This window comes from Novosphingobium sp. BF6, assembly GCF_058273105.1.
The window spans coordinates 306164-327500 of the sequence record NZ_CM177775.1 but is presented as its reverse complement, the minus strand read 5'-3'; the positions used below and the strand labels follow the sequence as shown (position 1 = coordinate 327500).

General features: G+C 67.0%; 21 protein-coding genes (1 of these 21 only partly in view). 9 read left to right on the top strand and 12 right to left on the bottom strand.

Translation table 11 applies throughout. The features are described 5' to 3' along the window. The 3 genes in view from AC4D6D_RS01635 to glnE are tightly spaced (each overlapping or abutting the next) and all read right to left on the bottom strand, a layout consistent with a single transcriptional unit that may run on beyond the window. Positions 1–345, bottom strand: the 5' portion of a protein-coding gene (locus tag AC4D6D_RS01635) for a ferritin-like domain-containing protein (protein WP_491326249.1). It extends 447 nt beyond the left edge of the window; 345 of the gene's 792 nt are visible here — the first part of the coding sequence; the start codon lies at positions 343–345; its stop codon lies beyond the left edge, outside the window. Next, positions 345–818 (bottom strand): peroxiredoxin, encoded by a 474-nt coding sequence (locus tag AC4D6D_RS01630; protein WP_491326248.1) that lies wholly within the window; start codon positions 816–818, stop codon positions 345–347. The genes AC4D6D_RS01635 and AC4D6D_RS01630 overlap by 1 nt, the downstream gene beginning before the upstream one ends. Beyond that, positions 815–3538 (bottom strand): bifunctional [glutamate--ammonia ligase]-adenylyl-L-tyrosine phosphorylase/[glutamate--ammonia-ligase] adenylyltransferase, encoded by a 2724-nt coding sequence (glnE, locus tag AC4D6D_RS01625; protein WP_491326247.1) that lies wholly within the window; start codon positions 3536–3538, stop codon positions 815–817. Before glnE ends, AC4D6D_RS01630 begins: the two co-directional genes overlap by 4 nt. A gap of 144 nt (positions 3539–3682) precedes the next feature. Here glnE and AC4D6D_RS01620 point away from each other — a divergent pair, with 144 nt between their 5' ends. The 5 genes from AC4D6D_RS01620 to AC4D6D_RS01600 all read left to right on the top strand — a co-directional run bounded on the left by AC4D6D_RS01620 (position 3683) and on the right by AC4D6D_RS01600 (position 6824). Next, entirely contained in the window at positions 3683–4663 is a 981-nt protein-coding gene (locus AC4D6D_RS01620; protein ID WP_491326246.1) for an agmatine deiminase family protein, read from the top strand. 425 nt (positions 4664–5088) lie between these two features. Next, positions 5089–5298 (top strand): hypothetical protein, encoded by a 210-nt coding sequence (locus tag AC4D6D_RS01615; RefSeq protein WP_491326245.1) that lies wholly within the window; start codon positions 5089–5091, stop codon positions 5296–5298. After that, a complete protein-coding gene (locus tag AC4D6D_RS01610) occupies positions 5295–6182 on the top strand; it encodes a bestrophin family protein (RefSeq protein WP_147222083.1) in 888 nt (295 codons plus the stop codon). Before AC4D6D_RS01615 ends, AC4D6D_RS01610 begins: the two co-directional genes overlap by 4 nt. Positions 6183–6234: 52 nt before the next feature. Then, positions 6235–6576, top strand: a complete 342-nt coding sequence (locus AC4D6D_RS01605) for a hypothetical protein (protein ID WP_491326244.1) — start codon at positions 6235–6237, stop codon at positions 6574–6576. 29 nt (positions 6577–6605) lie between these two features. After that, positions 6606–6824, top strand: coding sequence for a hypothetical protein (locus AC4D6D_RS01600; protein ID WP_491326243.1), 219 nt, complete (start codon positions 6606–6608; stop codon positions 6822–6824). A gap of 73 nt (positions 6825–6897) precedes the next feature. Here AC4D6D_RS01600 and AC4D6D_RS01595 read toward each other — a convergent pair whose 3' ends face one another. Further along, the gene (locus AC4D6D_RS01595; RefSeq protein WP_491326242.1) at positions 6898–7572 is read right to left on the bottom strand and encodes a spermine/spermidine synthase domain-containing protein; all 675 of its coding nucleotides are present in this window, start codon (positions 7570–7572) and stop codon (positions 6898–6900) included. Beyond that, on the bottom strand, positions 7569–9581 hold the full coding sequence (gene thrS / locus AC4D6D_RS01590; RefSeq protein ID WP_491326241.1) for a threonine--tRNA ligase: 2013 nt from the start codon (positions 9579–9581) through the stop codon (positions 7569–7571). The genes AC4D6D_RS01595 and thrS overlap by 4 nt, the downstream gene beginning before the upstream one ends. 381 nt (positions 9582–9962) lie before the next feature. On the opposite strand from thrS, the gene AC4D6D_RS01585 reads away from it, so the two are divergent. After that, positions 9963–10130: a hypothetical protein gene (locus AC4D6D_RS01585; RefSeq protein ID WP_491326240.1), complete on the top strand. Its 168-nt coding sequence runs from the start codon at positions 9963–9965 to the stop codon at positions 10128–10130. On the opposite strand, the gene AC4D6D_RS01580 is transcribed toward AC4D6D_RS01585, so the two are convergent. Further along, on the bottom strand, positions 10127–11458 hold the full coding sequence (locus tag AC4D6D_RS01580) for a glycosyltransferase family 39 protein (RefSeq protein ID WP_491326239.1): 1332 nt from the start codon (positions 11456–11458) through the stop codon (positions 10127–10129). The genes AC4D6D_RS01585 and AC4D6D_RS01580 overlap by 4 nt on opposite strands. Before the next feature lie 139 nt (positions 11459–11597). Between AC4D6D_RS01580 and AC4D6D_RS01575 the strand changes: the two genes are divergently transcribed. The 3 genes from AC4D6D_RS01575 to AC4D6D_RS01565 are packed head-to-tail and all read left to right on the top strand — an operon-like array spanning position 11598 to position 14209. Next, complete coding sequence (locus AC4D6D_RS01575; RefSeq protein WP_491326238.1) at positions 11598–12350, top strand: alpha/beta fold hydrolase; 753 nt, start codon at positions 11598–11600, stop codon at positions 12348–12350. Between the two features lie 21 nt (positions 12351–12371). Next, positions 12372–13220: a tetratricopeptide repeat protein gene (locus AC4D6D_RS01570; RefSeq protein WP_491326237.1), complete on the top strand. Its 849-nt coding sequence runs from the start codon at positions 12372–12374 to the stop codon at positions 13218–13220. Further along, positions 13217–14209, top strand: a complete 993-nt coding sequence (locus AC4D6D_RS01565) for an LLM class flavin-dependent oxidoreductase (protein ID WP_491326236.1) — start codon at positions 13217–13219, stop codon at positions 14207–14209. Before AC4D6D_RS01570 ends, AC4D6D_RS01565 begins: the two co-directional genes overlap by 4 nt. 165 nt (positions 14210–14374) lie before the next feature. Here the strand turns inward: AC4D6D_RS01565 and dxs are convergent, their stop codons facing one another. From dxs to AC4D6D_RS01535, 6 genes are all read right to left on the bottom strand, one after another. Continuing rightward, entirely contained in the window at positions 14375–16297 is a 1923-nt protein-coding gene (gene dxs, locus AC4D6D_RS01560; RefSeq protein ID WP_491327268.1) for a 1-deoxy-D-xylulose-5-phosphate synthase, read from the bottom strand. A 266-nt stretch (positions 16298–16563) separates the two neighbouring features. Next, a complete protein-coding gene (locus tag AC4D6D_RS01555; protein WP_491326235.1) occupies positions 16564–17034 on the bottom strand; it encodes a Fur family transcriptional regulator in 471 nt (156 codons plus the stop codon). Positions 17035–17073: 39 nt separating this feature from the next. Then, entirely contained in the window at positions 17074–17223 is a 150-nt protein-coding gene (locus tag AC4D6D_RS01550; RefSeq protein ID WP_186830181.1) for a hypothetical protein, read from the bottom strand. A 152-nt stretch (positions 17224–17375) separates the two neighbouring features. Further along, a complete protein-coding gene (locus AC4D6D_RS01545; RefSeq protein WP_491326234.1) occupies positions 17376–17585 on the bottom strand; it encodes a hypothetical protein in 210 nt (69 codons plus the stop codon). A gap of 48 nt (positions 17586–17633) precedes the next feature. Next, the gene (gene purH, locus AC4D6D_RS01540; RefSeq protein ID WP_491326233.1) at positions 17634–19226 is read right to left on the bottom strand and encodes a bifunctional phosphoribosylaminoimidazolecarboxamide formyltransferase/IMP cyclohydrolase; all 1593 of its coding nucleotides are present in this window, start codon (positions 19224–19226) and stop codon (positions 17634–17636) included. A gap of 113 nt (positions 19227–19339) precedes the next feature. After that, positions 19340–21322: a heparinase II/III family protein gene (locus tag AC4D6D_RS01535; protein ID WP_491326232.1), complete on the bottom strand. Its 1983-nt coding sequence runs from the start codon at positions 21320–21322 to the stop codon at positions 19340–19342. Positions 21323–21337 lie beyond the last annotated feature (15 nt).

Sequence of the window (21337 nt, the reverse complement as noted above, 5' to 3'; positions counted from 1 at the left end):
GACGGAGAGGAAATCGCCGACGAATCCTTCCCCCATCTCACCGCCGAATCGCCCCGCCATGTCGAGCGCGAGGTCGATGGCGACGAATTCGATGTGCGCGAGGGCATGCCAGAGCGCGATTCGCCCACGCTCCGAACCGCCCTTGCCGCGCTTGGGCATGTGTTTCGGCGACAGGAGTTCAGGTGCCTCGGGCCGGCCCGGAACCTCCGGCATATCCACGTCGAACGCGAAAGTCAGCCTGCCCAGTCGCCACTCGCGCGCCACTTTGCGCGTCGCCATGACTTTGGCGCGCGGATCGCATTCGAGTAGCGCTTCGCGGATCGCTGCGGCAACGGAGCGGGTCATCAGAGGGCCTTTGCGGCCTCCAGCACCTGGGCCGCGTGGTCCTTGACCTTCACTTTGTCCCAGACGCGGGCGATCCTGCCGTCCGGGCCGATCAGGTAAGTGGTACGGACCATGCCCATGTAGGTGCGGCCGTAGTTCTGCTTTTCGGTCCAGATGCCGAGCGCGTCCGAGAGGCCGTTTTCCTCGGCATCGCTGGCGAGCGGGGCCTTGAGATCGTGCTTGGCAATGAAGTTCTGGTGCTTCTTGGCCGAATCCTTGCTGACGCCGAGCAGGGCGGTTCCGGCGGCCTCGAACTGGTCTTTCAGCGCGGAGAAATCGATGTTTTCGGTGGTGCAGCCGGGGGTGTTGTCCTTGGGGTAGAAGAACACGACCAGCTTGCGCCCGGCGAAGTCGGAGGCCTTCACGCTGCCGCCTTCGGGGGTTTCGAGCGCGATGTCGGGGAAAGTGTCGCCGGCAGCAGGACGGGTGGTCATCGGGTGGTCTCCAGGGTTTCATCAAAGGCTTGCGCCCATGCCGCGGCGACTTGCGCGCGGGCCTGGGCGAGGCCGGTTTCGAGGTCTTGCCACGCGCCATAGCCGCATGCGCGCACCAGCGCCATGCAGGCGGCATCGACCGGCTTCAGCGAATCGGGGGCTAGCAGGCGCGCGGCGACGAGCAGGCGGGTCAGCACGTCATGGGCTTCCTGCAGGCTGGCGGGGAGCAGGCCTTGCGCGACCAGCAGGCGCAGCGCTTCGCCGAGGTCGGCATCGAGGCCCTCGCCGCTGCGGAGTTGGGTGAAGTGGACGAGGAATTCGAGATCCACGAGGCCGCCGCGCATCAGCTTGACGTCGAGCGGGCCTTTGGGCGACTTGTGTTCGGCCATGCGGGTGCGCATTTCCAGCACGTCGGTGCGCAGTTTGGCCGGTTCGCGCGGGGCGGTTAGCACTTCGCGGACGATCGTGCCGAGCCGGTCGTGTGCGGCGTCGGAGCCGTAGAGCGCCCGCGCGCGGCAGAGCGCCATGTGCTCCCAGGTCCAGGCCTGTTCCTGCTGGTAGCGCGCGAAGCTTTCGAGGCTGGCGGCGGGCGGACCCTGTTCGCCCGAGGGGCGAAGGCGGGTGTCCACCTCGTAGAGCGCGCCTTCGGCGGTCTGGACCGAGAGCGCGGCGGTCACGCGCTGGGACAGGCGGTTGTAGTAGAGCGTTGCGCCGAGCGGGCGCCGTCCGTCCGATTCGCGGGCGAAGTCGCCGGTGAACAGGTAGATCAGGTCGAGGTCGGAGGCATGGGTGAGCACCCCGCCGCCCATGCGGCCGAGGCCCAGCACCACGAGTTCGCTGTCCGGCACAGTGCCGTGGACATCGCGGAATTCCTCGACGGCGGCGTCGGTCAGCACGACCAGTGCCGCTTCGGCGATCCGGCCGAGGGCATGGCCGATGTCGAGCGGGTCGTTAACCCCTTCGATCAGTTGCACGCCGAGTGCGAAGCGGCGGTCGCCGACTTTGCGGCGCACGGTATTGAGCTTGCGTTCATAGTCGTCGCCCGGTTCGAAGCGGCCGAATTCCGCGATCAGTTCGGGCAGGCTGCCGGGCAGGTCGAAGGCGCTGGCGTCGATCAGCGGGTCGAGCAGGTCGGCGCGGCGGGCGAGGGCATCGGCGAGCGGTGGAGCGAGGCTGAGGATGCGGGCGAGGCGCTCGATCAGCGCCGGGCGCGCTTCCAGCAGGCGGAACAGGTTGACCGCGGTGGGCAGGTTGTTGAGCAACTGTTCCCAGCGCGCCATCGCCCGTTCCGGTTCGGGGGCGGCGGCAAGGGCCGCGAGCAGGCCGGGGCGAATCGCCTCGAAGGCAAGTCTGGCGGCGTCGGAGCGCAGCGCCCGCATCCGCCCCGAGAGCCAGCCTTCGATTCGCGCGACCGTGGCATCGGGATCGGCAAAGCCCATGCGCATGAGTTCGTCGCGCAAGTCCTCCTGCGCCGGGGCGGGCACCGATACCGTCGTGCCGGTGGGCAGGTTGGCCATGACAAGCGCGTCGTAGCGTTCGCCCACGGCCTCGGTGATCTGCGTCAGTTCGGCGATCAAGGCCTGACCGTTCGGCAGTCCGTCCAGCCGGGCCACTTCGTCGAGCAGTTCTTCCTTCATCGGTAGCGAATGGGTCTGCTGGTCCTGCATCATCTGCAGGCGGTGCTCGACGGTGCGCAGGCGATCGTAGCTCTCGCCGAGCAGGCGGGCGTCCTCGGGCGGAACCAGTCCGGCTTCGGCCAGGGCATCGAGCGTGGCGCGGGTGCCGCGCAGGCGCAGCGCGGGGTTGCGGCCGCCGTGGATGAGCTGATGGGTCTGGGCGTAGAATTCCACCTCGCGAATGCCGCCGCGGCCCTTCTTGAGGTCGAAGCCGAGGCCGACCGTCGCACTGCCGCGCGTATTGGCGCGGATCTGGGCGGTGAGGCGGCCGATCTCGGCAATGGCGCCGAAGTCCAGGCTCTTGCGCCAGACGAAGGAGCGGATCGCGGTAAGGAAGGCCTCGCCGGCCGCGACGTCTCCGGCGCAGGCGCGGGCGCGGATGAAGGCGGCGCGTTCCCAGGCGAGCGCGGAGGATTCGTAGTGTGTCAGCGCGCCGTTGATCGAGATCGCCAGCGGGCTGACCTCGGAGGCTGGGCGCAGCCTGAGGTCGGTGCGGAACACGTAGCCTTCGTCGGTGACGCCCGCGAGCGTTTCCACCACGGCGCGGGCGACGCGCTGCGCCGCTTCGCCGGGTTCGTCGCGCTCGCGGCGGGGGAGAAGCTGGGGATCGAACAGCAGGATCGGGTCGATGTCCGAGCTGTAGTTGAGTTCGCCCGCGCCGTGCTTGCCCAGCGCGAGGGCGAGGAAGCCTGCCGGTTCGGCATCCGGCACGCGGCGGCGGATGCCTTCGGCGATGGCGGCGTCGAGCGCGCGGTCGGCCAGGGCGGAGAGTTCGCCCGTCACCTTTAGCAACGGAAAGGCTCCGGCAAGATCGCCGATCGCGAGGGCGAGGGCGAGGGCCTGCTTCTCGCGCCGCAGCGCCGCGCCGACGCTGGGGGCGCCTTCCCCGGCGGTGCGTCCCCAGTCGAGGGCCGCCTCGGCCTGCCCGGCGGCGAGCAGTTCGGTGAGGGCGGGGAGCCGGTCTAGCGCGCTGGAGAGATAGGGGGCGTGGGCGCGGGCGCGGGCGATCGCGCCGGTCCAGTCGGCTTTCGGTTCGGCATCCATTGCGGCTTCCTGCCTGCCCCGGTGGCCGAGGGCAAGCGTCAGCGCGCCATCATGGGAGTCATTGCGATAGGGGCCGGAGTCTTCTATCGGCTCGGCCGTTCCCGCGTCGGCAAGCCTTGCTGCGCGGCTGAAGGAGATTTCCCCGTGACCTTCGCCCTTCCCCCCGAATGGCATCCGCAGGACTGGATCTGGATCGGCTTCCCGCACGATCCGGTGGAATGGCCGGGCTTCCTCGAAGCCGCGCAAGTGCAGATGGCCGAATTCGCCTCTGCGGTCGCCGAATCGGGGCAGGAAGTGCGTCTGGTCGTGCGCGACGAGGCCAACCGGGCGCGGGCGGCTTCGCTGGTCTCCTCGAAGGTCTCGCTGGAAGTCCGCCGCTATGGCGACGTCTGGCTGCGCGATACCGGGCCGCTGGTGGTTTCGGATGCGAACCGGGCGCTCAAGGCGATGCGCTTCGGCTTCAATGGCTGGGGCGGCAAGTACCTGATGGACGGCGACCAGGAGATCGGTGCCGAAATCGCCCGCGATGCCGGGCTTGAGGTCGAGACTGCGGACTGGATTCTCGAAGGCGGCGCGATCGACGGCGACGGCACCGGGCTGGTGGCGACGACCGAACAGGTCCTGCTCAACCCGAATCGCAACCCGCACCTGACGCGCGGCGATCTGGAAATGCGCCTGAAGCGCGATCTCGGCTACGACCGGGTGCTGTGGCTGGGCGACGGTCTCATCAACGACCACACCGACGGCCATGTCGACAATCTCGCGCGATTCGTGGCACCGAACGTGCTGGCCCTGCCGCGCGCGACCGGGGCGAACGACCCCAATGCCGCGATCTACGCCGATGCCAAGGCGCGGGCCGAGGCCGCGGGCGTGACGGTGCGCGAAGTGCCCTCGCCGGGCCGGGTGGAATCGGATGGGCGCATCGAGCCGGCCAGTTACATGAACTTCGCGATCACCTCGAAGCTGGTGGTCGTGCCGATCTACGGCACCGCGCACGACGAAGAGGGCGTGGCGGCGATTGCCGGGCTGTTCCCCGATCGCGACGTCGTGGGCGTGATGGCCGATGCGGTGCTGGCGGGCGGCGGCTCGTTCCACTGCTCCAGCCAGCAGATGCCCTCGCGCTGATCGAGCCGTGCAGCGATCCGGAATAGGGCTTCACTGTTCCGGGTCGCGTTTAACGAATTCGCAAGGGCTATGCGCATATGGACGCAGGCATGGCTCACATCGTCGCTCTTGCGCAAAGCGCCCGAAAGCTTCGGCAGAATGACATCCTGCGGACGGCGGTTGTGTGCGGTTGCGCACTGGCGCTAATCCTCGCCAAGGATTCCCTGCCATTTTGACGCACCCGCGCGTTTAGAGCAGCCGTCAATCCGACCAATTTCCTTTTCATTTCAAATTGTGACTGCATGACGGTCGACATTTCGTCGTTCCTGCTGCACTGCACATCGCCTCTGCTGCGACGCAGCAAAAGATTGTAACAAACGGTCGATGCAATCGAAATCAAGCTTCCCCAAGTTACCCGTTCGCGTGATTGGTAAAGGAGATTCACCATGCGCCATACGACTGACGCCGAACGGGCTCGCCTTCGCCAATCGCTTGTCGGCAATTTTCTGCTATTGCTGTTCGGTCTGGGCGTGCTGGGCTTTCTCGTGGCGATCGACAGGGCTGACTGGTTCACCCTGAGGCCGGTTTCGGGAACATCGGTCGCGCTCTCGAACGCTGCAACTTCGGCCCACGGAGGGGATTCCATCAAGCGATGATCGTCGCGCCTGCCCTGCAACCTGTTCAGATATTCCGGGAAATCTGGAAGCCGCTGACTTTGCTGTTCGTCTGGGACGTCATTGTCACGGTGACCTACTTCGTGCTGCCGTTCCATGCGCCCGAACTGCCGGTGACTCTGTTCGGCTCCGCGCTCGCGCTGTTCCTGGGTTTCCGGAGCAATTCGGCCTATCAGCGCTGGTGGGAAGGTCGCGGGCTCTGGGGGCTGATGATCAACGCGAGCCGGAACATCGCGCGTTCCGCCCGCAATTTCATGCCCGATCCGGAAGCGACCGAACTCAAACGCCGCGTCGTCCTGCGCCAGATCGCCTATGTCAACGCGCTGCGCTGCCAGCTTCGCCGGATCAAGCCCGATGCCGAAGTGCTGCGCATGCTTTCGCGCGGGGACGCCGATTCCTCGCTGGAGCGAGCCAACATCGCCAACGGTATTCTCGACGATACCGGCCGCCGGATCGATGAGGCGCGCCGCAAGGGCTGGATCGACACCATCCAGCAGACGCAGATGGAAGCCGTGCTGGTGGATATCGCCAATGCCCAGGGCGGCATGGAGCGGCTGAAGAATACGCCGCTGCCCTATCAGTACCGGTTCTTCCCCACGGTCTTCACGCATATGTTCTGCATCCTGCTGCCGATCGGCCTGGTCGAGACGCTGGGCGTGGCGACGCCGCTCGGCTCGACGATCGCGGGCATCATGTTCCTGGCGGTGCTGGCCATAGGCGACGATCTGGTCGATCCTTTCGCCAATACCGTGCACGACCTGCCGCTCAACGCGATGTGCCGGACGATCGAGATCGATCTGCTCCAATCCATCGGCGATGAAGCGCCGCCGCCGATCACGCCCGACAAGCACGGCATTCTCTGGTGAGTTGACTGCTGCCCATGTTGACTGCCGGCTGTGGACGCTCCAGGGGCTGTCCATGGCCAAAGCAGACCGTCTTGAGCGCATGGACATGCGCCGTGCCGACCTCGAAATCGAATATCGCGCCGCGCTGATCGAGGCGCTGCGGGTGACGGCGGCGGGCCAATGGGGCCTGTTCGGCCACAACAAGGACAAGCAGGCCCGCGCCAAGGCGGCCCCTTTGGTGGAAGGCCTCGTCGAGTTTGCCGAAGAGATTGACGATCTGCGCTTGCAGCTCGATATGGAGTGTTTCGCGCTCCATCAGGAATTCCTCGCCGCGCGCGGTCCGGTCAGGGCCGACGCGGTAGGCGAGCCGAAGCAGGCGCAGGCCTGGCTGGATCGGCTGACGCAGGAAGGCTAATCCTCGGGCAACAGCACGAAGGAACTTCCATGCGCCTCTCCAAGGATCGCCAGACCGCCCGCGCCAGCGTGAAGCTGGGCAAATGGGTGGAACTTGACGCCCGCACCGATTTCAGCCCGCCGGGGCTGGTGGCCGTGGGTCTGCTGGTCTCGGGTATTCTGCTGAGTGCCAGCGTTCTAGTGGCGGCTACAGGGCGGGCGAAGGCGCGGCGGATAGAGGCGCGGGCGGATCGCAACCTGCCGGGCTGACAGTCAGGACGAGAGAGTCTGTACGGTTTGTGATTGAAGGCGATGCGCGCGGACGGTCGCCCGCGCGCATCGCTTACTCCGGCGTGGCGAACCAGATGACGTGCTTGGGTCCCTTGCCGTTGCTGCGCGAGGAGACCTTCACTTCGTCCACCTTGAACCCGGCGCGTTCCAGACGGCGGGTGAACGCCGGATCGGCTCCGGCCGACCAGATCGCCAGAACGCCGTCCGGCGTCAGCGCATTGCGCGCTGCCCGCAGGCCGGTCTTCGAGTAGATCTGATTGTTGTCCTCGCGCACGAGGCCATCGGGACCGTTGTCGACATCGAGCAGGATGGCGTCATAGGCAGCGCGCGATCCGTCGATGACGTGCCCGACATCGCCCATGACCAGATTGACGCGCGGATTGTCGAGGCAGCCCTGCGCCAGTTCGGCCATCGGTCCGCGCGCCCATTCGATGATCTCGGGCACCAGTTCGACCACGGTGAGCTTCGAATCCTCGGGCAGCGTGCGCAGCGCCGCCCGCAGGGTGAAGCCCATGCCGTAGCCGCCGATCAGCATGTGCGGGTGCTTGGTAATGCCCTTGATGCGATCCCAGGCCATCGTCGCGAGAGCTTCCTCGCTGCCCCACTTGCGCGTGGACATCAGCTCGTTGTGGCCCAGCACGATCATGAAGTCCTGATCGTGCTTGTAGAGTTCGAGCTTCTCGCCGTCCGGAATCCAGGCGGTGTCGATCAGTTCGCGCTTGATCATGACGGCAGGTCCGTACGGAGGTCAGGCGCGGTGGCTTCGGCCTTGAGCAGGGCGATGGCCTCGTCGAGGGACATGACCTTCTGGTGCTCGGCGCCGAGGGTACGCAGGGCGACGGTCTGTTCCTCCGCCTCGCGCTTGCCCACCACCAGCAGGTGCGGAACCTTCTTCAGCGAGTGTTCGCGCACCTTGTAGTTGATCTTCTCGTTGCGCACGTCGGTTTCGACGCGCACGCCCGCCGCCTTGAGCTTCCTCGTCACGTCCTGCGCATAGTCGTCGGCATCGGAGACGATCGTGGCGACCACGGCCTGGACCGGGGCGAGCCAGACCGGCAGCTTGCCGGCGAAGTGCTCGATCAGGATGCCGATGAAGCGCTCATAGGAGCCGAAGATCGCGCGGTGCAGCATGACCGGGCGGTGGCGGGCGCCGTCCTCGCCGATGTAGCTGGCGTCGAGACGCTCGGGCAGCATGCGGTCGGACTGGATCGTGCCGACCTGCCAGGTGCGGCCGATGGCGTCGGTGAGGTGCCATTCCAGCTTGGGCGCATAGAACGCGCCTTCGCCGGGAAGTTCCTCCCAGCCGTATTCCTCGGTGGCGAGGCCTGCGCGCACCACGGCGTCGCGCAGTTCGGCCTCGGCCTTGTCCCACTGTTCTTCGGTGCCGATGCGGTTGTCCGGACGCAGGGCCAGCTTGATCGCGTAAGTGAAACCGAAGTCCTTGTAGACCTTGTCCGCCATCTCGCAGAAGGCCTGCACTTCGCCGACGATCTGGTCTTCGCGGCAGAAGATGTGGCCGTCGTCCTGCGTGAACTGGCGCACGCGCATCAGGCCGTGCAGCGCGCCGTGCGGCTCGTTGCGGTGGCAGCAGCCGTTCTCGACGAGGCGCAGCGGCAGGTCGCGGTAGGACTTGATGCCCTGCTTGAAGATCAGGACGTGGGCCGGGCAGTTCATCGGCTTCAGCGCCATCCACTGGGCGTCGTCCGAGATGATCGGGCCGTCGTCCTCGGTGTTGGGCACTTCGTCGGGGATGACGAACATGTTCTCCCGGTACTTGCCCCAGTGGCCCGAGGCTTCCCACTGCCGCGCGTCCATGACCTGCGGCGTCTTCACTTCCTTGCAGTCGGCCTGGCCGATCGCGCGGCGCATGTAGTCCTCAAGCGCGCGGTAGATCACGTAGCCCTTGGGGTGCCAGAACACCGAACCGTGGGCTTCGGCCTGGAGGTGGAACAGGTCCATCTCGTTGCCGAGCTTGCGGTGGTCGCGCTTGGCGGCCTCTTCAAGGCGCGTCAGGTGCGCGGCAAGCTGCTTCTTGTTGAGCCAGCCGGTGCCGTAGATGCGCGAGAGCATCGCGTTCTTCTGGTCGCCGCGCCAGTAGGCACCCGAAACGCGCGTCAGCTTGAAGGCGGCCGGGTCCAGCTTGCCGGTCGAGGGCAGGTGCGGGCCGCGGCACATGTCCAGCCAGTCCTCGCCCGACCAGTAGACGGTCAGCGGCTCGTCGCCGGGGAGTTCGGCGGCCCATTCGGCCTTGAAGGTCTCACCCTGCTGCTTCCAGCGGCTGATCAGCTGTTCGCGGTCCCAGACCTCGCGGCGCAGCGGCTTGTTGGCGGCGATGATCTTGCGCATCTCCGCCTCGATGGCCGGCAGGTCGTCGTCGGTGAACGGCCCGCGCTCCGGGTTGGGCGCGAAGTCGTAGTAGAAACCGTCGTCCGTCGAAGGGCCGAAGGTGATCTGCGTGCCGGGGAACAGCGCCTGCACCGCTTCGGCCAGGACGTGGGCGAAGTCGTGACGGGCGAGGTCCAGCGCCTCGTCCTCGTCGCGGCTGGTGACGAGGGCCAGCTGGGAGTCGGCGGTGAAGGGGCGGTCGAGGTCCACCAGTTCGCCGTCGATCTTCGCGGCGAGCGCGGCCTTGGCGAGGCCGGGGCCGATGGCGGCGGCGACGTCGGCCGGGGTGGAGCCTTCGGGCATTTCGCGAACCGAACCGTCGGGCAGGCTGATCTTGAACATTTCGGACATGGACGAACTCATTTCTCGTTTGCCCCATGCCATACCAGAGCATGTGGGCGGAAAAGTATCGGGGCGCCATGGCACAGGCGCGCCTCCGGGTGAAGGTGCGGCGTCTGTTGAATAGCGCTATTTCGGGAGAGAGACACCGCTCGCCCGAATTCCGGGCGACGGTGGCTGCCTGCTCAGGCCGCGACCAACCGTCCCCGGAAGCGCCGGGTGGTAGTAGTCGTAGTGGTGAGCAGCTGCGTCATCGCCGGTCGATGTAGCGATAGCGGGCGGAAAAGTCATCCCGAGAATGATGCGTCCGGCGAACCTCTCGCTGTCCTTGTCATTTCGCGTTGTCGCGGTCTCTGCTATGGGGATCGCGGATATTTCCGGAAGGGGTGAGCGATGTCGGGGCGGATGGGCAGGATCGGGGCATGGACGGCCTTGGCGCTTGCGCTTGCTGTCGCGTTTGCCCTGTTCGGTGAGAGCAGTTCGGACCAGCGCAAGATCGAGAGCGCCGAGGCAGCCGCCGGGCCGGTGATCGTGCGGGTGATCGGTCCGGCTCTGCTTTAGTGAATAGTCGGCTTGCGCTTTCTCCAAGCGAGCCGTTCCACCGTCACCGCCGCCAGCCAGCCCACGGTCATGCAGACGAACGGCATGACCGGATAGTGGAAGCGTGACTGGCCCGAGAACAGCAGGCAGATCAGCGTCGGATAGAGCGCCGCAGCGTAAGGCAGCAGCCACCAGCCCGTCCAGCGCAGTCGTTCGTGCCGCCGCCGCAGGGTCATGACCGCGAAGGCCGCCGCGAAGCCCAGCATCAGCAGCGCATAGTAGCCCTGGTTCGCATAGCGTACCGCGCGGTAGAGCGCCTCGAAGCGCGGATAACCTGGCGCGCCGCCCTGATAGGCCCATTCCGCCTCGCCGTCGGGTAGCCACAGCCGCATCAGTTTCTTCGGCGCGAGGGCGAGGAACTTGCCCGGATTGTCGCGAATCCAGGTCAGGCCCATGCGCGCAGCCTCGATATCGCTCGACACTTCGTCTAGGTCGGTGCGGGCCATGAATTTCTTCACTACCGGAGCGTTCGGGGTGAAATCGCCGGTGGCAGTGTTATGGTTGCCGGTGAGCAGGGTATAGCCGCCGTTGGTCGAGACCACGACCCAGTGTCCAAGCTGGGCATGGTTGCGCAGCGTCCACGGCATGACCACCAGCGCCGCGACGGCGACGACGATCAGGCCTTCGGTCAGCAGTCCCGGCAGCCGCTTCCAGACCGGGCGGGCGCGCAGCCAGTCGATTGCGAAGATCAGCGGCACGACCACCAGGGTCTGCGCCTTCACCAGCGTCGCGAAGCCGAAGATCAGTCCGGCGCCGACCAGTTGCCAGCGGTTTGTTCGGGTCATCAGCGCCCAGCATCCCGCCAGCAGCAGGGTGGTGTAGAAGACTTCGGTGAGGGCCAACGGGACGTAGCCGATGGCATTGGGATAGACCGCCAGCAGCAGCAGCCCGCCGCGCGCGGCGGCTTCGTTGCCGAAGATGTGGCGGCCCAGCGCCAGCGTCAGCAGCCCGGTCAGCATCGAGGCCAGGAGGTTGAACAGCCCGAGCGAGACCTGTGACACGCCGAACTGGTGGAACATTACCGAGAGCGCCAGCGGCAGGCCGGGCGGCCAGAACGCGGTCGCGAGGCCCTTGTCCCGATAACCCAGCCCATTCGCCAGACCCGCCGCGCGCGCGAAGTAGGATTCGGCGTCGGAGGTGGGATGAACATCGATCAGCAGCACCGCCACCCGCAGCGCGAAATAGAGCGCCCAGATCGCCAGCAGCACCGAGCGGTCGGTGGCGAACCACTCCAGGCGCAGCGCGAGGCGACTCGGGCGGGTGGGGAAGTCGAGGATCTGCGCGGACATTCTGGTGCGGTTTCCCGATAAGCTCGTCTGATTCAGGCGCTTTCCCCAAGCCTTAGGCCGCGAATCCACCTTCCCGCAACTGTCATCCGCGCTGCCTTGGGACTTGTGCTTGCTGTCCCCGAACCCCAGATGGGCGGCCATGACCGACACGCGTTATCTGGAGCTGCCCGACGGGCGCCGCATCGCCCATCGTTTCACCCCCGGCACCGGCGCGACGATCGTGTTCCTGCCCGGTTACATGTCCGACATGGCGGGCAGCAAGGCCACGGCGCTGTTCGACATGGCACAGGCCGCCGGTCGGCCCTGCCTGCTGCTCGACTATTCCGGCTGCGGCGAGAGTTCGGGTGACTTCGCGGACGGCACGCTCAGCCGCTGGCGCGATGAAGTTCTGGCGGTGATCGCGGCGGCAGGGCTGGAGCAGGTCGTGCTGGTCGGCTCGTCGATGGGCGGCTGGCTCATGCTGCTGGTGGCCGAGGCGCTGGGCGCCAAGGTACGCGGCCTGATCGGCGTGGCCGCCGCGCCGGACTTCACCGAATGGGGCGTGGCCCAGATGGACAAGAACGTGCTCGCGGACGGCGAGACGATCTGGGAAGACAACCCCTACGGCCCCGAACCCACCCCGACGCATCCGGGTTTCTGGGCGGACGGACAGGCCAACCGCATGCTGGAAAAGGAAATTGCCTTCGACGGGCCGGTGCGCCTGCTCCACGGCCAGCGCGACGACGACGTGCCCTGGGATATCTCGGTGAAACTGGCCGAGCGCCTGCGTTCAGCCGACGTGCAGGTCACGCTTATCAAGGACGGTGACCACCGCCTCTCGCGCGATTCCGACATTCACCTGCTACTGCGCAGCGTTGCGGAACTGGTCCTCGCCCGCGAGCCGGTGGCCTGATTTTCCAAGGATCACCTGCCCATGCTCTTCCTTCTTCCGCTCATGCTGATGCAGTCCAGCCCTTACGCTTCCGCGCTCCCGCGCGAGATCGTGGAGAAGAAGGAAGACGAGGCGCGCAAGCGCCGGACCGAATCGCAGCAATTCGCCGGTCCCCTGCCGCTGCGGCCGGAGAACGGTTGCCTGCTCGCAGTCGAATCCGACCCCGAGCGCTCCGCCGAAGTCGCCCGCAAGGCGCTGGCGAGCGCCGAGGGGCGTGAAAAGGTGCGGGCCGGGCTTTGCCTCGGCGTGGCGCTGGCCGATCTCGACCGCTGGGGCGAGGCGCGCATGGCCTTCACCCAGGCCCGCGATACCGCCGATCCCAGCGACCACCTTAGCCGCGCCCGGCTGGGCGCCATGGCTGGAAACGCGGCGCTGGCGGACGGCAAGGCAGGCGATGCGCTGATGTTGCTCGGCCCTGCCGCTACCGAGGCCAAGACCGCCAGCGACGGCGTTCTCGGTGCCTCGATCGCGCTTGATCGTGCCCGCGCGCTCGTTTCGCTCGGCCAGAACGGCGAGGCGGCGACGGCGCTGGCCGATGCCCGTACCGCCGATCCCAGCAATGCGCAGGCCTGGCTGCTCTCGGCGACGCTCTCTCGCCGCCAGAAGAACCTGATCGAGGCGCAGACCCAGATCGAGAAGGCCGCTCAGCTGGCCCCGCAGGACCCCGAAGTCGGCCTCGAAGCCGGTGTCATCGCGATTCTCGGCGGGCGCGACGAAGCCGCGCGGCGCAGCTGGAACTCGGTGCTGAGCACCAGCCCGGACAGCCCCGCCGCCGTTACCGCCAAGGACTATCTCGCCCAGCTCGGGCCGGAAGGAACGCCGAAACCATGATCCCATTTTCCGTTCTCGATCTCGTTTCCGTGCGCGAAGGCGGCACTGTCGCCGAAGCGCTCGCTATTTCCGCCCGCACCGCGCAGGTCGCCGAAAAGGCCGGTTATGCGCGCTACTGGGTGGCGGAGCACCACGGCATGGACGGCATCGCGGGCGGAGCCACTTCGGTCGTGCTCGCGCATATCGGCGCGGCGACCTCCACAATCCGCATCGGCTCGGGCGGGATCATGCTGCCCAACCACAACCCTTACGTGATTGCCGAGCAGTTCGGCACGCTGGCGGCGCTGTTCCCCGGCCGCATCGATCTCGGCCTGGGCCGGGCGGCAGGGGCGGACGGAAGGCTTGCCAATGCCCTGCGCAAGGACATCCACGGAGCTTCGGAACGCTTTCCGCAGGATGTCGTCGAACTTCAGGCGCGTTTCGCCGGGCAGGCGGTGGGCGGCGTGTCCTCCCCTCAGGCGGACGGCGCCGACGTGCAGATGTGGATTCTCGGATCGAGCCTGTTCGGCGCCCAGCTCGCCGCCATGCTCGGCCTGCCCTATGCTTTCGCCTCGCACTTCGCGCCCGCCCAGCTCGACGAGGCCGCGCGCATCTACCGCGAGCGGTTCAAACCGGGCAAAGTGCTGGACAAGCCGCACTTCATGGCGGCGATCAACGTCGTCGCGGCGGATAGCGACGAGGAAGCCCGCTATCTCGCGTCCTCCACCGACCAGAGCTTCGTGGCCCTGCGCACCGGCAGCCCCGGACGCCTGCCGCCGCCGATCCGCGACTATCGTGCAGGTCTTCCCGGCGCCGCGCGGGCGATGCTGGAGCAGGTCCGCTCGGTCAGCGCGATCGGCACGCCTGCACGGGTGCGGGATGAAATCAATGCCTTCATCGCCCGCACGCAGGCGGACGAGCTGATCGTTTCAGGCGCGATCTTCGATCCCGATGCGCAAGTCCGCTCGCTGGAACTGACGATGGATGCCTTCGAGGCCGCGCAGGCCTAGTTCGGCAGGGAGTGGCGCTATCGAGCGCCGCCAGACTCACACGTCATCCTGAACTTGTTTCAGGATCCATTTCTGGCCATCAGCGGCGGCTTGATCGGCACGATGGATCCTGAAACAAGTTCAGGATGACGAGTTGAATGGATCAGGGGGCGCGCGCGGCGGTTTTCAGGCTCGCGCCTCGTTCACCCCGGCGCTGTTGTGGCGCAGGGCCTTGAGCACGGTATCGACGATCTGCGGGGCATTGAGGCCGGCTTCGTCGTACTGCGTTTCAGGTTTGTCGTGATCCTGGAACACGTCGGGCAGGCGCATGGTGCGGATTTTGAGGCCCGCGTCGGTCAGGCCTTCGTCGCTGGCCATCGTCAGGACATGCGCGCCGAGGCCGCCGATGGCGCCTTCCTCGACGGTGACGACCACTTCGTGGCTCAGCATCAGCTTTCGGATCAGGTCGGTGTCGAGCGGCTTGGCGAAACGCAGGTCGGCGACGGTGGTGGAAAGACCTTTGGCCTCCAGCACGTCGGCGGCCTTGAGCGCTTCGCCGAGGCGGGTGCCGAGCGAGAGCAGGGCGACCTTGGTGCCTTCGCGGACGATCCGGCCCTTGCCGATCTCCAGCAGTTGCGGGACTTCCGGCAAGTCCACGCCCACGCCGTTGCCGCGCGGATAGCGGAAGGCAATCGGGCCGTCGTCGTACTGGGCGGCGGTGTGGACCATGTGGACCAGTTCCGCCTCGTCGGCGGCGGCCATGACCACGAGGTTGGGCAGAGTCGCCAGATAGGTCACGTCGAACGAACCGGCGTGGGTGGCGCCGTCGGCGCCGACCAGACCGGCGCGGTCGATCGCGAAGCGCACCGGCAGGTTCTGGATCGCCACGTCATGGACGACCTGGTCGAAGGCGCGCTGGAGGAACGTGGAGTAGATCGCGCAGAACGGACGCATGCCTTGCGCCGCAAGACCCGCCGCGAAAGTCACGGCGTGTTGCTCGGCAATGCCGACGTCGAAGCTGCGATTGGGGAAAAGCTGCGCGAACCTGTCCAGCCCGGTGCCCGAGGGCATGGCGGCGGTGATGGCGCAGATGCGGTCGTCCTTCTCTGCCTCGGCGACGAGCGCCTTGGCGAAGACGCCGGTGTAGCTGGGCGGCCCGGCAGGGGCCTTGGCCTGCTCGCCGGTGACGACGTTGAATTTCTGGACGCCGTGGTACTTGTCGGCGGCTTCCTCGGCGGGGGCGTAGCCCTTGCCCTTCTGGGTCACGACATGGACCAGGATTGGGCCTTCGGCGGCGTCGCGCACGTTTTCCAGCACCGGGACCAACGCGTCGAGGTCATGGCCGTCGATCGGGCCGACGTAGTAGAAGCCGAGTTCCTCGAACAGGGTGCCGCCCATGGCCATGCCGCGCGCGAATTCGTCGGTCTTGCGAGCGGCGGCGTGGAGCGGGCGCGGCAGGCGGCGGGCAAACTTGCGGGCTAGGTCGCGCAGGCCGAGGAACCGGCCCGAGGAGACGAGGCGCGCGAGATAGGCGGAAAGCCCCCCGACCGGCGGCGCGATCGACATGTCGTTGTCATTGAGCACGACGATCAGGCGGTTTCCGGCCTCGGCGGCGTTGTTCATCGCCTCGTAGGCCATGCCCGCGCTCATCGCGCCGTCGCCGATCACGGCGATGCCGCGGCCCGGCTGGCCCTTGATCTTGTTGGCGACGGCGAAACCGAGCGCAGCGGAGATCGAGGTTGAGCTATGGGCAGTGCCGAAGGGGTCGTATTCGCTTTCCGAACGCTTGGTGAAGCCGGAAAGCCCGCCGCCCTGGCGCAGGGTGCGGATACGGTCGCGGCGGCCGGTGAGGATCTTGTGCGGATAGGCCTGGTGGCCCACGTCCCAGATCAGCCGGTCGGCCGGGGTGTCGAACACGTAGTGAAGCGCGACGGTCAGTTCGACGACGCCGAGGCCCGAGCCGAGGTGGCCGCCGGTCTGGCCGACGGCGGAAATCATCTCGGTGCGAAGTTCGTCGGCCAGTTGACGCAGATCGGCAGGCTTCAGCTTGCGGAGATCGTCAGGGGTGTCGACGGTGTCGAGGAGCGGCGTGGCCGGGTTGGCTGTCATGGTCTGCTTGTACACTTTACGTGTTCTGGTGTCGAATTAAGCAGTGGGCAATATGCGGGTGCGGTCCGAAAGGACAGGAAAAACGTGGGACCTGTGGCTCAGGTGCGACGTTTCGATCGCTTCGACGAGCGATAAGCGTTGGAACTTCATGGGAAAATCTACCGGGAACGGAAGGGATGGCCGGCTGGGATGGCTTTGCGCTGTCTTTGCCGCCATTCCCGCTTTTTTTTGCGCGTGACGAGAGGGCGGAGCCGCTGGTCCGTTACTCAGCTACAGGTCGCGCAAGTGCCGCGCAGTTCCACCACCGGACGGACTCCGGCGAATCCGGCCTGCTTGGCGGCGGCGATGAGGGCGCCGGTCAGCTTGTCGTCGTCGATGTGGACGGCCTGGCCGCAGACGTCGCAGATCAGGAAGATGCAGTCGTGCTGGCAGCCGGGATGGCTGTTGGCCAGATAGGCGTTGGCGCTCTCCACCCGGCGGGCGAGGTTGGTGCGCACGAAGAGGTCGAGGATGCGGTAGACGCTGTTGGGCGCCACGCGCTTGCCGCGCAGGGCCGAGACGCTTTCGGCAAGATCATAGGCTGAAGCCGGGCGGTCGCGTTCGGCCAGCGCGCCGAAGACGTCGGCGCGCATCTCGGTCCATTGCTCGCCAGCCGTTTCAAGGGCGGCGCGGGCGGCCTCGATCAGGTTGTCGCCGGAATGCTCGTGATGATGATGCGCATTAGCCATGCCGCCCATATGGGGACTGGCAACCTTTCGCGCAATTGAAAGCTGGCGTCAGTCGACCTGGGCAGCCGCTTCGGCCGGCGGCACGATGCCGCCCGCGATCGAGTGCGTGCCGATCCCCATCGCGCCGAGCACCAGCAGCGCACCACCGGCGAAGCCGAGAGCGAAGAAGCGGTAGAAGTCGGCCTTGAAGAGTCCCATGACGAAAATCAGCTCTGTTGGTGTGGTACGATTGCGTGGCGCTCACTTGGAGCGAATCGCCTTGCCGTCTAGTGAATGGCGACGAACCGCGCCCCATTCTGCGACGAAGCGTTGATTATCAGCGATGGAGCGGTGGAACTGTCACAATTCGGTCAATGAGTCGTGCCCGCCAGCAGGGCCGAGGCGACCGAAACGATCGCGAGAACGGCCACCGGCAGCGCCGCGCATCCGAAGGGAAGCGCCAGCGCGCCGATCACATGATGCGGCTTGCGGATGCGGCCAAGGCGCACCAGAACCGCCGCCGTGGCTAGCCCGACGAGGAAGGCGACGGTGACGAGCGGTCCCAGCCACATCAGCCACATATCCGTCTCCTTCGCTTCGTCGGACCTGGTTGCAAGAGGCTATGGGCCTCAGTGCTTGAAGTGGCGCATGCCGGTGAAGACCATTGCCAGACCGGCCTCGTCGGCGGCGGCGATGACTTCGTCGTCACGGATCGAGCCGCCCGGCTGGATCACCGCCGTCGCGCCCGCTTCGGCCGCGGCCAGCAGACCGTCGGCAAAGGGGAAGAACGCGTCCGAAGCGACCGCCGAGCCGACCGTGCGCGCCTGCGCCCAGCCAAACTTCTCGGCAGCCTCAGCCGCCTTCATCGCGGCGATGCGCGAGGAATCGCGGCGGTTCATCTGGCCCGCGCCGATCCCGGCAGTGATGCCATCCTTGGCGTAGACGATCGCGTTCGACTTGACGTGGCGAGCCACGGTCCAGGCGAACAGGCAGTCCTTCAGTTCCTGCTCGGTCGGCGCGCGCTTGGTCACGACCTTGAGATCGTCGAGACCGATGGCACCGGCATCGCGGCCCTGCACCAGCAGGCCGCCGGTGATCGGCTTCACGGTCAGGCCGGGGCGGCGCGGATTGGGCAACCCGCCGGTCAGCAGCAGGCGCAGGTTCTTCTTCTTTGCGAAGAAGGCGCGGGCTTCCTCGTCGGCGTCGGGGGCGACGACGACTTCGGTGAAGATCTGGCAGATCGCTTCGGCGGTCGGGCCGTCGAGCGTGGTGTTCACGGCAACGATGCCGCCGAAGGCCGAAACGTCGTCACAGGCCAGCGCGCCCTGCCAAGCTTCGAGCAGGCTGGAGCCCTGCGCCACGCCGCAAGGGTTGGCGTGCTTGACGATGACCACGGCCGGGTCCTGCCCCTTGAACTCGGCAGCGAGTTCGAAGGCGGCGTCGGCGTCGTTGTAGTTGTTGTAGGACAGTTCCTTGCCCTGCACCTGCTCGCCCTGGGCGAGGCCCTTGGTGAACGGGCCGACCGGCGTGTAGAGCGCGGCCTTCTGGTGCGGGTTCTCGCCATAGCGCAGCGTGGTGGCCAGGCGGCCGTTGACGCTGAGCATCTCGGGGAACTCAAGGCCCTGATCGGCGAAGGCGAACCACTGCGAGATCATCGAATCGTAAGCGGCGGTCTGCGCATAGGCGCGCGCGGCCAGCAGCTTGCGGAAGGCGAGGGTGGTGCCGCCGTCGGTGGTTTCCAGCTCGGAGAGCAGACCTGCATAGTCCTTGGGATCGGTGACGATGGCGACGAAGGCGTGGTTCTTCGCGGCCGAGCGCACCATCGACGGGCCGCCGATGTCGATGTTCTCGATGATCTCGTCACGATCGGCGCCCTTGGCGACGGTCGCTTCGAAGGGATAGAGATTGACGACGACGAGGTCGATCGCGCCGATCTCGTGATCGGCCATGGCCTTGGCGTGTTCCGGGTTGTCGCGCACCGCCAGCAACCCGCCGTGGACCTTGGGGTGCAGCGTCTTGACGCGGCCGTCCATCATTTCGGGGAAATCGGTGAGGTCCGAAATGTCCTTCACCTCAAGACCGGCGTCGCGCAGCGCCTTGGCGGTGCCGCCGGTCGAAACCAGTTCGACGCCGCGCGCGGCAAGGGCCTTGCCCAGATCGGCGAGGCCGGTCTTGTCGGAAACCGAAAGCAATGCGCGGCGGATCTGGACGGTATCGGTCATGAAAACGGCCTCGTTCTGGAACGTGCGGAGAGGGAATTTCCGCGCCCTCTAGGTCGGCAGCGTGAAGGCCGCAAGGTCAGGGTGCCACAAGCCATGGGGCTCGTCTCGGCATTTCACCCCATTTTCTTGATAAGCCACCCGAAATTACCGCCTCCGCGCGAGACGAGTCCTTGGATCACCAGTTGCTGGGTCGCCTGCGGGCGGCCCTGCCCGTCCACCCAGAGCGAATCCTCCAGCGTCACTTCGCCCGCGCTGCTGCGGAACTGCCAGAGGCTGCCGTCGGGCAGGGCCATGCCCGCGCCCTGTCCGTCCTCGGTGAGCAGCACTTCCACATCGGCGCCAAGGTGGAAGCGGATGGCGAAGCCCACTTTGCCGCGCTGCGCCTTGCGCCCGGCAGGGATCAGCACGTCTTCGCCGCGCAGTTCGCTGCCGTCGTCGCGCAGGATCAGGATGCGGCGGTGGGTGAGGCCGTAGCGCGCCTCGTAGCCGTTGTGGCTGGCTTCGACGCGAGTGGCATTTCCGCCGTTTTCCTGCACCAGCGTCTTGCGGTCGATATCGACTTCGCTGACGCCGCCGCCGATCGCGCCATTGATGAGGACGGCGGTGGAATTGGCATCGTCCAGCGTCAGGGTCGAATGGGCGGCGGTGGCGCGCAGCCCTTGTTCGAGGCGGACGGGCACGAGGCCGCCGCCGCTGGCCGAGCCGCCGCAATTGACGATCAGCCGGTGGCCGGAATGCGACATCTCGAAGGCCAGCGTGGAGGCGCAGCCGTGGCGCGCATGGGCGGGCAGCGGCGGCGGGGCGGTGTCGAACTGGAGGATCGTCTTGTGCGAGAGCACGCGCTGGTAGCCCCACTGGCGCACGTCGCGCAGCGGGCGAGTACGCACGCCGGTCGCCTTGACGAGGGCCTCGACATCCTCGCCGTTCACCGCCCATCCGCCCTGCCAGGACCCCAGCGAACCGTCGCCGTGAGTCAGGGCAAGCAGGGGCGGGACCAGCAGTTCGATCACCCGCTCGACCGCCTTGGGGGCATCGCGGCGGGTGGCGTGGTAGCAGTTGCGCAGCCGTACCAGCAGCGCGATGGCCTCCATCTGCGCGAGCGGGCTGCGCGAAAGCACGCCGCCGTCGTCGCCGATCAGTTCGCCCAGCGCCTTGATGAGCCCGGCTTCGCCGTAGAGGCGGCGCGGGCGGCCTTCCGGCAGCAGCAGCCCGGCAGCGACGATGGCACTCCATCCGGCCATGGCGGCCAGCTCGTCCTCGGCGCGGCCGACATGGCGGTCCAGCCAGCGGGCGGTTTCGGAAATGTGGGCGAGGGTGCGGTTGCGCAGTGCCTTTTCGCCCGAGAGGATCAGCGGCGCATGGGCCAGCCAGTTCATCAGCCGCGCGCCGGTATTGCCGACATCCCAGGCCGGACCTTTGCCGGGCTTGGCGGGGGGCTTGGGATTGGCCTGGAGCCAGGCGGTAAGGATGCGCTCGGCCACGCCGATGCCCTGCTCGCGCGGGGCGCAGGCCTCGAGGTCGGTGAGCCAGGAGAAGCTGTGGACCACGCGCTCCAGCGGCGGCGTGACCCGCGACGGCCCGGCATAGTCGACCTGGGCGATCGGGGTCTTGGCGCCGTGGATCAGGAAGTGCCCGGCGCGCAGCGCGGTTCCGGCGCCGGCATGGCCGGGCAGGGTGTTGCTGACGGTGGCGAGCAGGCGTGTGCGGGACTTCTTGCCCATCGGCGCCGAAAGCATCGAGCCGGGAATGCCGAGCCGGTAGGCGAAGCGGATCAGCCGCTCGCCCGCGCCGACCGAAGGGGCCGAGAAATCGGCCAGTGCCAGCGCGCGGCCGCCGTCGATCTGGGCGATTTCCACCTGCGGCTCCGCGCGGCTTGGGAGAAAGTCGGAATCGTGGAGATCGGGCGCGAAGGCGGTGATGTCGGTCACATCGGGTTCGGTCCCGTGAACGGCTGCGCTCTGGAGGGCCGAAGATCCGCTAACGCTCTGATTCAAGGCAGCCTCCTCGCTCCCGTTCGGTGATTCGTCCTCCGCAGCAATCGCCGGATGCCCGCCGGGGTTCCCGATCGGGAAACGCGGATGGGCGTCCAGCTTCATCGTTTCAGGCCCTCT

Excerpts from the sequence above, each read along its gene's own strand:
- dxs (WP_491327268.1), bottom strand. The coding sequence starts at position 16,297 with ATGACAGCCAACCCGGCCACGCCGCTCCTCGACACCGTCGACACCCCT.
- AC4D6D_RS01630 (WP_491326248.1), bottom strand. The coding sequence starts at position 818 with ATGACCACCCGTCCTGCTGCCGGCGACACTTTCCCCGACATCGCGCTC.
- AC4D6D_RS01550 (WP_186830181.1), bottom strand. The coding sequence starts at position 17,223 with ATGGGACTCTTCAAGGCCGACTTCTACCGCTTCTTCGCTCTCGGCTTC.
- purH (WP_491326233.1), bottom strand. The coding sequence starts at position 19,226 with ATGACCGATACCGTCCAGATCCGCCGCGCATTGCTTTCGGTTTCCGAC.
- AC4D6D_RS01570 (WP_491326237.1), top strand. The coding sequence starts at position 12,372 with ATGCTCTTCCTTCTTCCGCTCATGCTGATGCAGTCCAGCCCTTACGCT.
- AC4D6D_RS01575 (WP_491326238.1), top strand. The coding sequence starts at position 11,598 with ATGACCGACACGCGTTATCTGGAGCTGCCCGACGGGCGCCGCATCGCC.
- AC4D6D_RS01615 (WP_491326245.1), top strand. The coding sequence starts at position 5,089 with ATGCGCCATACGACTGACGCCGAACGGGCTCGCCTTCGCCAATCGCTT.
- glnE (WP_491326247.1), bottom strand. The coding sequence starts at position 3,538 with ATGGATGCCGAACCGAAAGCCGACTGGACCGGCGCGATCGCCCGCGCC.
- AC4D6D_RS01600 (WP_491326243.1), top strand. The coding sequence starts at position 6,606 with ATGCGCCTCTCCAAGGATCGCCAGACCGCCCGCGCCAGCGTGAAGCTG.
- thrS (WP_491326241.1), bottom strand. The coding sequence starts at position 9,581 with ATGTCCGAAATGTTCAAGATCAGCCTGCCCGACGGTTCGGTTCGCGAA.
- AC4D6D_RS01605 (WP_491326244.1), top strand. The coding sequence starts at position 6,235 with ATGGCCAAAGCAGACCGTCTTGAGCGCATGGACATGCGCCGTGCCGAC.
- AC4D6D_RS01595 (WP_491326242.1), bottom strand. The coding sequence starts at position 7,572 with ATGATCAAGCGCGAACTGATCGACACCGCCTGGATTCCGGACGGCGAG.
- AC4D6D_RS01580 (WP_491326239.1), bottom strand. The coding sequence starts at position 11,458 with ATGTCCGCGCAGATCCTCGACTTCCCCACCCGCCCGAGTCGCCTCGCG.
- AC4D6D_RS01610 (WP_147222083.1), top strand. The coding sequence starts at position 5,295 with ATGATCGTCGCGCCTGCCCTGCAACCTGTTCAGATATTCCGGGAAATC.
- AC4D6D_RS01565 (WP_491326236.1), top strand. The coding sequence starts at position 13,217 with ATGATCCCATTTTCCGTTCTCGATCTCGTTTCCGTGCGCGAAGGCGGC.
- AC4D6D_RS01535 (WP_491326232.1), bottom strand. The coding sequence starts at position 21,322 with ATGAAGCTGGACGCCCATCCGCGTTTCCCGATCGGGAACCCCGGCGGG.
- AC4D6D_RS01555 (WP_491326235.1), bottom strand. The coding sequence starts at position 17,034 with ATGGGCGGCATGGCTAATGCGCATCATCATCACGAGCATTCCGGCGAC.
- AC4D6D_RS01545 (WP_491326234.1), bottom strand. The coding sequence starts at position 17,585 with ATGTGGCTGATGTGGCTGGGACCGCTCGTCACCGTCGCCTTCCTCGTC.
- AC4D6D_RS01585 (WP_491326240.1), top strand. The coding sequence starts at position 9,963 with ATGTCGGGGCGGATGGGCAGGATCGGGGCATGGACGGCCTTGGCGCTT.